Annotated in this window: 12 protein-coding genes and 1 pseudogene; 4 read left to right on the top strand and 9 right to left on the bottom strand. The window is 66.7% G+C overall.

Annotated features, from left to right (window positions below):
• Nucleotides 1-2: 2 nt before the first annotated feature.
• Entirely contained in the window at nucleotides 3-320 is a 318-nt protein-coding gene (locus A5652_RS26410) for a hypothetical protein (RefSeq protein WP_369805746.1), read from the top strand.
• Here the strand turns inward: A5652_RS26410 and A5652_RS04430 are convergent.
• Nucleotides 239-1,063: pseudogene (locus A5652_RS04430) on the bottom strand (1-deoxy-D-xylulose-5-phosphate reductoisomerase); the annotation flags it as partial. The gene A5652_RS26410 and the pseudogene A5652_RS04430 sit on opposite strands and share 82 nt — an antisense overlap.
• A 121-nt stretch (nucleotides 1,064-1,184) precedes the next feature.
• On the opposite strand from A5652_RS04430, the gene A5652_RS04425 reads away from it, so the two are divergent.
• Nucleotides 1,185-1,436 carry a DUF2631 domain-containing protein gene (locus A5652_RS04425; protein WP_067347034.1) on the top strand — a complete coding sequence of 84 codons (252 nt, stop codon included), beginning with the start codon at nucleotides 1,185-1,187 and terminating at the stop codon, nucleotides 1,434-1,436.
• A 16-nt stretch (nucleotides 1,437-1,452) separates the two neighbouring features.
• Here A5652_RS04425 and A5652_RS04420 read toward each other — a convergent pair whose 3' ends face one another.
• The 6 genes from A5652_RS04420 to pyrH form a co-directional block, all read right to left on the bottom strand.
• Nucleotides 1,453-2,310 carry a cytochrome c biogenesis CcdA family protein gene (locus tag A5652_RS04420; protein WP_067347037.1) on the bottom strand — a complete coding sequence of 286 codons (858 nt, stop codon included), beginning with the start codon at nucleotides 2,308-2,310 and terminating at the stop codon, nucleotides 1,453-1,455.
• 4 nt (nucleotides 2,311-2,314) lie between these two features.
• Nucleotides 2,315-2,824, bottom strand: coding sequence for a protein disulfide oxidoreductase (locus tag A5652_RS04415; protein WP_067347032.1), 510 nt, complete (start codon nucleotides 2,822-2,824; stop codon nucleotides 2,315-2,317).
• Between the two features lie 56 nt (nucleotides 2,825-2,880).
• Nucleotides 2,881-3,975, bottom strand: a complete 1,095-nt coding sequence (gene rlmN / locus A5652_RS04410) for a 23S rRNA (adenine(2503)-C(2))-methyltransferase RlmN (protein ID WP_067347029.1) — start codon at nucleotides 3,973-3,975, stop codon at nucleotides 2,881-2,883.
• A gap of 33 nt (nucleotides 3,976-4,008) precedes the next feature.
• Nucleotides 4,009-4,938 carry a phosphatidate cytidylyltransferase gene (locus A5652_RS04405; protein ID WP_067347027.1) on the bottom strand — a complete coding sequence of 310 codons (930 nt, stop codon included), beginning with the start codon at nucleotides 4,936-4,938 and terminating at the stop codon, nucleotides 4,009-4,011.
• 32 nt (nucleotides 4,939-4,970) lie between these two features.
• Nucleotides 4,971-5,528 carry a ribosome recycling factor gene (gene frr, locus A5652_RS04400; RefSeq protein ID WP_067347025.1) on the bottom strand — a complete coding sequence of 186 codons (558 nt, stop codon included), beginning with the start codon at nucleotides 5,526-5,528 and terminating at the stop codon, nucleotides 4,971-4,973.
• A 65-nt stretch (nucleotides 5,529-5,593) separates the two neighbouring features.
• Nucleotides 5,594-6,427, bottom strand: coding sequence for a UMP kinase (gene pyrH, locus A5652_RS04395; RefSeq protein WP_067347023.1), 834 nt, complete (start codon nucleotides 6,425-6,427; stop codon nucleotides 5,594-5,596).
• Nucleotides 6,428-6,773: 346 nt separating this feature from the next.
• Between pyrH and A5652_RS04390 the strand changes: the two genes are divergently transcribed.
• On the top strand, nucleotides 6,774-7,013 hold the full coding sequence (locus tag A5652_RS04390; protein WP_007775289.1) for a CsbD family protein: 240 nt from the start codon (nucleotides 6,774-6,776) through the stop codon (nucleotides 7,011-7,013).
• 192 nt (nucleotides 7,014-7,205) lie between these two features.
• Nucleotides 7,206-7,964, top strand: a complete 759-nt coding sequence (locus A5652_RS04385) for a response regulator transcription factor (protein ID WP_067347020.1) — start codon at nucleotides 7,206-7,208, stop codon at nucleotides 7,962-7,964.
• 21 nt (nucleotides 7,965-7,985) lie between these two features.
• On the opposite strand, the gene A5652_RS04380 is transcribed toward A5652_RS04385, so the two are convergent.
• Nucleotides 7,986-8,924: a lysophospholipid acyltransferase family protein gene (locus tag A5652_RS04380; protein WP_067347018.1), complete on the bottom strand. Its 939-nt coding sequence runs from the start codon at nucleotides 8,922-8,924 to the stop codon at nucleotides 7,986-7,988.
• A 106-nt stretch (nucleotides 8,925-9,030) separates the two neighbouring features.
• The gene (locus A5652_RS04375; RefSeq protein ID WP_067347016.1) at nucleotides 9,031-9,579 is read right to left on the bottom strand and encodes an MPT63 family protein; all 549 of its coding nucleotides are present in this window, start codon (nucleotides 9,577-9,579) and stop codon (nucleotides 9,031-9,033) included.
• Between the last annotated feature and the right edge of the window lie 441 nt (nucleotides 9,580-10,020).

Raw genomic sequence — 10,020 nt, 5'->3', positions numbered from 1 at the left:
GCATGGTCACCTTCATCGACGGGTCGACCCTCGCCCAGGCCAGTCCCCCGGACATGAAGCTGCCGATCTCGTTGGCCCTGGGCTGGCCGCAGCGGGTCCCCGCCGCGGCCGCCAGCTGTGACTTCAGCACGGCCTCTAGCTGGGATTTCGAGCCGCTGGACGACGACGTTTTTCCCGCCGTCGAGCTGGCCCGGTACGCCGGGCAGACCGGTGGCTGCATGACCGCCGTCTACAACGCGGCCAACGAGATCGGCAGCTTCATGTCCGGGGGACTGGCCTGGGCGAGGGTCGACCCGTCGATGAAGGTGACCATCGAATGAACAATCGACTGGGGATGCACGACCACCTCGATGCGGTCGTAGGGAATGCCGAACAGCAGGTGGGTCTCGATGAGCTCGAGCCCCTTGTTGACCAGCGAGGCCGAGTTCAGCGTGTTCATCGGGCCCATCGACCACGTCGGATGGGCGCCCGCCTGTTCCGGGGTGACGTCCTCGAGTTGCGCGGCCGTCCAGCCACGGAACGGGCCGCCGGAAGCGGTCAGGACCAGCTTGGCGACTTCGTCGGCGGTCCCGCCGCGCAGGCACTGCGCCAGGGCGGAATGTTCGGAGTCGACCGGCACGATCTGGCCCGGCTTGGCGGCCTGGAGCACGAGCGGACCGCCGGCGATCAGGGATTCCTTGTTGGCCAGCGCCAGCCGGGCGCCCGACTCCAGCACGGCCAGGGTGGGCCGCAGCCCCAACGCCCCCACCAGCGCGTTGAGGACGACGTCGGCCTCGGTCTCCCGCACCAGGCGGGTCACCGCTTCCGGCCCGGCAAAGGGGATGTCGCCGGCCCGCTGCGCCGCGGTTTCGTCGGCGACCGCGATGTTGGTCACACCGGTCTCGGCGCGCTGCCGCAACAGGGTGTCCAAGTTGGCCCCGCCCGCCGCCAGGCCGACCACCTCGAAGCGGTCCGGGTTGGCGGCGATGACGTCCAGCGCCTGGGTCCCGATGGAACCGGTGCTGCCCAGCACCAGCACGCGGAGCCGGTCCCGCGTTCGCCCGTCGGTCGTCGGGTTCGTCACCCATTCATTGTGCCGCCCGGCACCGACCGGGGCCATCCACTGGGCCATGCCCCGCGAGCCCGGTCGAGGGTGTGCCAGAATTCTGGAGGACAAGCCAAACCGATCCGAAGGGGATTTCGCCGTGGCCAGTACCGAGGTGGAGCACATCGGCGTGGACGCCGTCGAGGTTCCGTCGGCAGCGTGGGGTTGGAGCCGGATCAATCACCGGACCTGGCACGTCACCGGCCTGTTCGGCTTCGTCTTCCTGCTGGCGATGCTGCGCGGCAACCACGTCGGCCACATCGAGAACTGGTTCCTGATCGGGTTTGCGGCGCTGATCCTCGTGGCGCTGATACGCGACCTGTGGGGCCGGCACCGCGGCTGGATCAGGTAGGCGTCACCCCGGTTGCCTAGCGGTGCGCCCGGCGGCGCCAGGCGCCACCGATCACGACGACCGCCAACGCGAGCACGGCGATCATCCACGGCCATATTCCGTGCTGGTGTACCCAGCCCGCCACCGCGCCCTGCAGCCGACCGGCCGCGGTGATCACCGCGTCCTGCGGGTCGCCGTTCGCACCGAACAGGCGCACCTCGTAACTGCCGTAGTAAGCGACGTACAGCCCGACCAGCACCAGCAGCGCGCCGGCGATCCGGTTGACGGCCGGCAGCATTCCCCGCAGCCGGTCCACCACCGCCGAGCTGGCCGTGGCCGCAGCGGCCGCGAGCACCCCGACCACCAGCGTCAGCCCCGCGGTGTAGGCGAGATAGATCGTCACGCCGGTGAGGATCGATCCCCCGCGCAGGCCGGCGGCGGTGACGGCCAGAAACGGCCCGACGGTGCACGACAATGAGGCGATCGCGTAGCTGATGCCGTACCCGTACATGGAGCCCAGCCGGGCGGTGGGAGCCCACCGCGGACCCACTGACCGCGGGGTCAGGGCCGACAGGGTTCGGCCCGACAGCAGCCACGCCCCGAGTCCGATCAGCACCACCCCGACGACCACGGTGGCGTACGGCAGGTACCGCTGGACGGTCGTGGCCGCCGAGACGGTCAGCGCGCCGAACACGCCGAACACCGTCAGGAAGCCCAGCGCCATCCCGACGGTGGCCGCCAGCGCCCGGCCTGCGACGACAACGCCGGACGCCACACCCGAACGCTGGCCGCGCACCACCAGCAGCAGGTACGCGGGCAGCATGGCGAACCCACACGGGTTCAGCGCGGCCACCAGTCCGGCTGCGAAGGCCAGGCCCACCAGACCCTGGTCCACCAAGTCAGGACCTCAGGGCCGAGACCCGGTCGGAGAGCTCCTGCTGTGACATCGCCGAGGTCGGGTTGTTGACGAACGTCGAGCTGCCGTCCGCGCGGTAGAACACATAGGCGGGCTGCCAGGGGACGCTGTAGCGGGCCCAGATGGAACCGTCGGCGTCGTTGAGGTTGGTGAAGTTCAGGCCGTACTTCGAGACGAAGTTCTGTTCCGCGCCGGCGTCCGAGCGCCCGGCCACACCGACGAAGGTGACACCGGGGTTGGCGGCGGCCACCCGGCTGACGCCCGGGGCTTCGGCATTGCAGAACGGGCAGAACGGCGCCCAGAACCACAGCACCGCGGGCTTGCCCTGCAGACTGGCGCCGTTGAACGGCGCACCGCTTAGCGTCGTCCCGGTGAATTGCAGCCGGTCGTCGGCCGCCAACGCCCGTGGGGCGTTGCCCACGCCGACCAATACCGTGGCGGCGACGAGCACCGCGGCAAACGCTGCGTTCAGGGCTGACGAGCGAATACTCATGACACACCTCATTTGCTGGAGCTATGCCTTGAAGACGGGACAGCCCGCCCTCCGGTTCATCCGCGCTCGGCCGCCAGCTGTCCACAGGCGGCGCTGATTTCGCGCCCGCGAGTGTCGCGCACCGTGCAGGAGACCCCCTTGCCGCGGACCCGCCGAACGAACTCCCGCTCCACGGCTTTCGGGCTGGCGTCCCACTCACTTCCCGGGGTCGGGTTGAGCGGAATCAGGTTCACGTGCACCAACGGCCCGAGCGCGCGATGCAGCCGCTGCCCCAAAAGATCTGCACGCCAAGGCTGGTCGTTGACGTCGCGGATCAATGCGTATTCCACCGATACCCGCCGCCCGGTGACATCGGCGTAATACCGTGCGGCGTCGAGGGCTTCGCTGATCTTCCACCGGTTGTTGACCGGCACCAGCGTGTCGCGCAGTTCGTCGTCGGGCGCATGCAGCGACAGCGCCAGCGTGACGCCGAGGCGTTCGTCGGCGAGTTTGCGGATGGCGGGGGCCAGGCCCACGGTGGACACGGTCACCGAACGGGCCGAGATACCGAATCCATGTGGCGGCGCGGCGGTGATGCGCCGCACCGCGGCGATCACGCGGGCATAGTTGGCCAGCGGCTCCCCCATGCCCATGAACACCACGTTGGACAGCCGGTCCCCGAAGTCGTCGCGCAGGGCCGCAGCGCCGGCACGCACCTGCTCGAGGATCTCGGCCGTCGAGAGGTTGCGGGTCAACCCGCCCTGACCCGTCGCGCAGAACGGACACGCCATGCCGCAGCCGGCCTGCGACGAAATGCACACCGTGTTGCGTTGCGGATAGCGCATCAGCACCGACTCCACGGTGACCCCATCGAGGGCCCGCCACAACGTCTTTCGCGTCTGGCCGGCATCGCAGGTGACGTCGGAGGCCGCGGTGAGCAGAATGGGGAACATCGTCTCGGCGATGGCGTCGCGCAATCCCGCCGGAAGGTCGGTCATCTGCCGCGGATCGGCGATCAGCCGGCCGTAGTACTGATGCGCCAGCTGCTTGGCGCGAAACGCCGGCAGGCCGAGCTCCGCGACGGCGGACGCGCGGCCGTCCTCGTCGAGATCGGCCAGGTGCCGCGGCGGCCTGCCGGGGCGCGGCTCGGAGAAAACCAATTGTTGAATCATGACCTGTCCAGTATCGGTCACGTTCGGCCTGGACTAGCGAACTAGTGTCAGCACCGTCCAGGCTGCGACCGCCGACGGCAGGACGCCATCGAGCCGATCCATCAGGCCGCCGTGGCCGGGCAGCAGCCGTCCCATGTCTTTGATGCCGAGGTCTCGCTTGACCTGTGACTCCACCAGATCGCCAAGCGTGCTGGTCAGCACCAGGACGACACCCAGCAGCACGCCGATCCACCACGGTTTGCCGGCCAGGAACGTCGCCGTCAGCGTCGCCGCGGCGATTCCGAGCACCAGGGAACCGGCGAATCCCTCCCAGGATTTCTTGGGGCTGATCGCCGGGACCATCGGGTGCTTGCCGAAGAGCGCGCCCACAGCATATCCGCCGGTGTCCGAGGCGACGACGGTGATCATCAGGCAGAACACCCGCCCTGCCCCGTCGTGCGGGTAGACCAGCAGCACGCCGAAGGACGCGAACAGCGGCACCCACGCGGCCAGGAACACGGTGGCCGAGGCGTCCCTGAGGTAGTTAGCCGACGGCGAGCCGTCGAACGGCCCGGGCCGCTTGCTGTTGTCCTGCATGAACAGGCGCCACACGTTGCAGACCACCACGGTCACGCCGAAGCCGGCCAGTGCGCCCGCGGCGTGGAACGGCCAGGTCAGCCAGACGGTGAGCTGCCCCCCGGCCAGTAGTGGGATCACGGGTATGACGTAACCGGCTTCGCGCAATCGCCGAACCACTTCGTGGGTGGCCACGACGATGGCGAGGGCGACGATGGGGACCCAGAAGCGCGGCGCGAAGACCAGCGTCACGACCAGCACGCCGCCGATACCGGTGCCCACCGCGATGGCGGCGCGCAGGTCGCGTCCGGCCCGAGATGTCTTCTTGGCCGATTGCTGAAAAGTGTCCTTGTCGGCGGGAGCCGGATCGTCGGGCGGGTCGCCTGCGCCGGGTTCTGGGGTAGCCACTGGTGCGGATGAACTTAGCTGCTGGGCGGTCGCTAGACCTCCAGCAGTTCGCCTTCTTTGTGCTTGACCAGCTCTTCGATCTGGGTGACGTACTGGTGGGTGGTCTTGTCCAGGTCCTTTTCGGCCCGGGCGACGTCGTCCTCGCCGGCCTCGCCTTCCTTGCGAATGCGGTGCAGCTCCTCCATCGCCTTGCGGCGGATGTTGCGCACCGAGACCTTCGCGTCCTCCCCCTTGCCCTTGGCCTGTTTGACCAGTTCTCGCCGGCGTTCCTCGGTGAGTTGCGGCACCGCCACCCGGATGAGGGTGCCGTCGTTCGTGGGGTTGACGCCCAGGTCGGAATTGCGAATGGCCGTCTCGATCGCGCCCACCTGGCTGGCTTCGTACGGCTTGATAACGACGAGGCGCGCCTCGGGCACGTTGATACTGGCCAGTTGCGTGATGGGGGTAGCCGCGCCGTAGTAGTCGATCACGATCCGCGAGAACATGCCCGGGTTGGCACGCCCAGTCCGGATGGTCGACAGGTCGTCGCGGGCAACGGCTACGGCCTTTTCCATTTTCTCTTCCGCGTCGAAGAGAGCCTCGTCAATCATGTGCGTCGCTCCTCTTCATTGCTGCGCTGCACGTCCTCCCACGGCACGTCATCGCGTCGTCGGTTTCAGGTGGTGACCAGAGTCCCGATCTTCTCACCAGCGACCGCTCGGGCGATATTGCCGTTGGTCAGCAGGTTGAACACCAGGATCGGCATGCCATTGTCCATGCACAGGCTGAACGCGGTTGCATCGGCCACTCGTAGCCCGCGGTCGATGACCTCACGATGGCTGATCGCGGCGATCAATTCGGCATCGGGATGCTGCCGCGGATCCGCGTCGAACACGCCGTCGACGGCCTTTGCCATCAGGACCACCTCGGCGCCGATCTCCAGGGCACGTTGCGCGGCCGTGGTGTCGGTGGAGAAGTACGGCAGTCCCATGCCGGCCCCGAAGATCACCACGCGCCCCTTCTCCAGGTGGCGCACGGCGCGCAGGGGTAGATAGGGTTCCGCGACCTGGCCCATGGTGATCGCGGTCTGGACCCGCGTGGCAATGCCTTCCTTCTCCAGAAAGTCTTGCAGCGCAAGGCTGTTCATGACGGTGCCCAACATGCCCATGTAGTCCGAACGGGTCCGTTCCATGCCGCGCTGCTGAAGCTGTGCACCCCGGAAGAAGTTGCCACCGCCGATCACCACGGCGACCTGGACACCGTCGCGAACCACCTCGGCGATCTGTCGCGCCACCCGCGCCACGACATCGGGATCCAGGCCGACCTGGCCGCCGCCGAACATCTCACCGCCGAGCTTGAGCAACACCCGCGAATACCTGACCCGGCTCGGCGGCTGGCCAGGACCCAGTCCATTTTCCGGTGCAGATGTCGATGCGCCGTTGCCGGGGGTTGCCGGCTCCGGCCTCGGAGCCGCCGAGCCGGCGACTCGGGGCTCCCTGGACTCCGTCATCAGACTCCTCGCATGAGAGTGCCATCCCGGGTGATCTCCATCCGGAACGGCATTTCACATCCTGCCTCATCGCAGCACAATGCGGCCTCGACGGGGTGCATTATGCGCACAGTTGGCGCGCCGGACCAATTTTCGAGTCTCCCGGTACCGGAATACCCCGGCGGTAAGGCGCTTTCTCCGGGCTCGCGTTTGAGCCACGGTTGCCATGGGAATCCGGATCAACGCGGCAGATTTATGCGGTCTTAAGCAACGAGGACCGGCCTCGCCGTATGACCGGGTCGATCGCTCGCGATCGCCGTTGAGCATTGGATCGCTCACAGTACGCCAACGAGGAGGAAGCATTTCCATGGCTGAAGAAAACAAGTCGGGACCTGCCGAAGCGGTGAAAGGCGTCGTCGAGGACGTCAAGGGTAAGGCCAAGGAGGCCGTAGGCGCGGTGGCCGGTCGTGATGACCTCACCCGCGAAGGCCAGGCGCAGCAAGACAAGGCCGACGCGCAGCGCGACGCGGCGAAGAAGGAAGCCGAAGCGGAAGCCGCGCGCGGCGGCGCCAAGGCGGCCGAGGAACGCCAGAAAGACAACCAGTAGCACGTCTGTAGACGATGGGCCTGGTCCGTGGAAACGGGCCAGGCCCATCGTTTTTTAGAGCGCATCGGGTCAGTACTGACCTCAATTGCATAGCTTTTGCATGGTTTGGGTACCCACGCCTAGCGCTGTACGACATCTCCGCAGAGGTGCCTACGGACCGGGGGGGAAACCGGGACGTCACGAGGTAAGGAGATGCCGTTGGACGTGGTGGTGCTCACCGATGAGGACGACTTCGAATCTGCCCTCCCGTTGTTGTCGACGTTCGCGCAACCGATGCGCCGCACTAGTCTGACGGCCGACAGCGACGGGCAGTGCGCCCCAGCCGACATCGCCATTATCGATGCGCGCACGAATATGGCGATGGCCCAGGACGTAAGCCAGCGACTGACGACCGACAACCCCGGTACCGCGGTGGTGGCCCTGGTGGCACCGGCAGACAGTGCCAGCGTCGACGTCGACTGCAACTTCGATGACGTGATGCTGCCCGGCACCGGTGCCGAAGAGTTGCAGGCCCGGTTTCGCCTCGCGATCAGCCGCCGGCGCAGCGCAGTCGACGGCACCCTGAAGTTCGGCGACCTCCTTTTGCATCCGGCCACTTTCACCGCGTCGCTGGACGGCAACGACCTCGGTTTGACGCTCACCGAGTTCAAATTGCTGAATTTCCTTGTGCAACATGCCGGTCAGGCATTCACTCGAACCCGACTGATGCGAGAGGCGTGGGGCTACGACAGCGCCGGCAAGGTGCGTACGGTCGACGTGCACATTCGGCGACTGCGCGCCAAGCTTGGCACCCGGCACCAATTCATGGTCGACACTGTCCGCGGAGTCGGCTACCGCGCCGCTACACCACCGCAACCGGAATGGGTCGCCGGTTCGAGGCTGACGCCGATCTGGGCCCCGACCACAAGGCCCCCGCCTGGCCCAATGGACCCAGAAGCATCAGAGCTCTAAGCCCAACGCTTCTGTCGCCGATCAGCCGAACAACGGGAATGCACGCATTCGCGCCAGTGCATCCATTCCGTCCTGGATAGCGTCTTGCACCTCGTGATATTTGCGCTCGACGTATTGGTCGTCGTCTGCCCGCGCGGGATCGGTGTCAAGTTTCACGGCGGGCATGAACCGGGTTCTGATCTTGGCCGGCAAGGGCAGCTGCGGAAGCGCCGCCGGCGCGATCCCCCACGGCAACGAGACGGCCAACGGAAATACCTTGAGCCGCAAGATACGGTCCAGGCGCAGGGCTTTCGACAACCGGTCGCCGCGGATCAGCACCGGCATCGCATCGGCGCCGCCGACGGTCGCGATCGGCACGATCGGCACGCCGGCACGAATCGCCATCTTGACGAAGCCGGTCCGTCCCGCCAGGTTGGCCTGATCGCGCTCGGTCCACGGGCGAAGTGAGTCCACTTCCCCGCCGGGCCACAGCGCCACGTCGCGCCCTTCCGCCAGTGCGGTGGCGATCGCGTCGGGGGCAGCCGGCAACACTCCCATCGATCGGAAATACCGTCCGAATAAGGGAATTGCCATCAGCGCATCGTGTGCGGTGCCGTGCAAAGTCCGCTCCTGCCCAAACCGCCGCCACCACTGCAGGCCCACGGTCCAGGCATCCCAGACGAACGGCGCCCCGGAGTGAATCCCGATCAGAAGCGCCGGTGGCTTCTCCGGAATGTTCTCCCAGCCGTCGATCTCCATCCGAAACCAGTAGTCCACCAGCACATTCCAGAAATATTTCTGACGCTGCAGTGTGGCCTCGTCCTGCCCGGAAAGGTCCCATCGGGCCGCGCGCTCAGCGACCCAGCCGCTCAGCCCGCCGTCTTGTTTGTTGCGTCGTTCTTTCATCGCCGCGCGGGCGTCTTCGGCCTGCCGCCGCGCTTGGGCGCGTACCGGCGCCGGCCTGTGATCCGCATTACTCATGCCGTACCGAATACCCGATTCGGGCGCACACGATTCCCCCCGATGCAAATTCTCCCCGCGCCACGCGGAGTGGCGCGGGGAGAATTGCGACCGCTGCGTGCGCGGTTTACGTGTGCGGCGCCGGCGCGGGCGGAGCACCCGGGGCCGGGCTGTTCGGCGCTGCAGGCGCCGAGCCGCCCTGCACGTTCGACGTCCACATCAGGATGTCCTGCATCCCGTCGTTGTAGACGACGCCGTTCGGCGGCGCGCCGGTCACGTCGAAGTACAGCGTGCCGGTCGACTCATTCCCCTGGGAGATCGGTGCAGGGTTGAGCCCATTGGGAGCCCCAACCTTGTCGATCACCCGGTAGTTCTGGCCGTTGGGCCCGCGGGCGATGAAATCGTTGACCATCGGGGTTACCAGCCCGCCGTCCGACCTGGCGGTGATATCGGCCTGGTACAGCGTGCCTTTCGGTGTGTAGCCGGGGATGGCGGCATTGCTGGGCTGCAGGTTGCTCACCGTGTAATTGGTGATCAGCGGCCCGTCGATAAGTTGCTCGCTGGTGCCGAACCCCTGAATGTTGGGCGCAGCAGAAGCGGGCGTCGCGAAAAGCGTTGCCACCGCAATCCCCCCGGCAGCGGCAGCTGTCGCAACGGCAGTCTTGGTGACCTTCATTGTTCATTCCTTTCGTGTCGAACAATTGCCCCCCATAAGGGCACAGGGATATCCGCAGCAAATAGCCAGTCGGCCGCCGTATTAAACATCGACACGCATATTGGCCGGTTAGCCACGGAAATCGGGTTCCATTCTTATTGAGCATCTTTCGCATCAGAGGGCAACAACTGCACCATTACTCACAGCCAGCCAGCGCGATTAGGTCGTGTGTTGACGGGTAATCGGCTGGGGTCTCACCTGGCAATCGGCGCGTCAGGGGGTCACGACGAGACAGCCGCGAAGGGGGTAGTCACGTGGAACGCGGAAACTCCAAGCATGGGGTGCGCGCGAGGACGACGCGCTCAAGGAAGAACTGGAAGGCACGCTTCGCGGCAACAGGTCCAGTCGGAGTGAGGAATGGCGCGAACCCGAGCCGCCGGCCGACGACGACCCGGATGTGCC

It is taken from the genome of Mycobacterium sp. 1165178.9, assembly GCF_001673555.1.
GTDB lineage: Bacteria > Actinomycetota > Actinomycetes > Mycobacteriales > Mycobacteriaceae > Mycobacterium.
This window is presented reverse-complemented; position numbering and strand designations above follow the sequence as displayed.

What these genes read in the sequence shown, in the direction of transcription:
- A5652_RS26410 (WP_369805746.1), top strand. Translation starts at nt 3, where the DNA reads ATGGTCACCTTCATCGACGGGTCGACCCTCGCCCAGGCCAGTCCCCCG.
- A5652_RS04415 (WP_067347032.1), bottom strand. Translation starts at nt 2,824, where the DNA reads ATGAGTATTCGCTCGTCAGCCCTGAACGCAGCGTTTGCCGCGGTGCTC.
- rlmN (WP_067347029.1), bottom strand. Translation starts at nt 3,975, where the DNA reads ATGATTCAACAATTGGTTTTCTCCGAGCCGCGCCCCGGCAGGCCGCCG.
- frr (WP_067347025.1), bottom strand. Translation starts at nt 5,528, where the DNA reads ATGATTGACGAGGCTCTCTTCGACGCGGAAGAGAAAATGGAAAAGGCC.
- pyrH (WP_067347023.1), bottom strand. Translation starts at nt 6,427, where the DNA reads ATGACGGAGTCCAGGGAGCCCCGAGTCGCCGGCTCGGCGGCTCCGAGG.
- A5652_RS04390 (WP_007775289.1), top strand. Translation starts at nt 6,774, where the DNA reads ATGGCTGAAGAAAACAAGTCGGGACCTGCCGAAGCGGTGAAAGGCGTC.
- A5652_RS04385 (WP_067347020.1), top strand. Translation starts at nt 7,206, where the DNA reads ATGCCGTTGGACGTGGTGGTGCTCACCGATGAGGACGACTTCGAATCT.
- A5652_RS04380 (WP_067347018.1), bottom strand. Translation starts at nt 8,924, where the DNA reads ATGAGTAATGCGGATCACAGGCCGGCGCCGGTACGCGCCCAAGCGCGG.
- A5652_RS04375 (WP_067347016.1), bottom strand. Translation starts at nt 9,579, where the DNA reads ATGAAGGTCACCAAGACTGCCGTTGCGACAGCTGCCGCTGCCGGGGGG.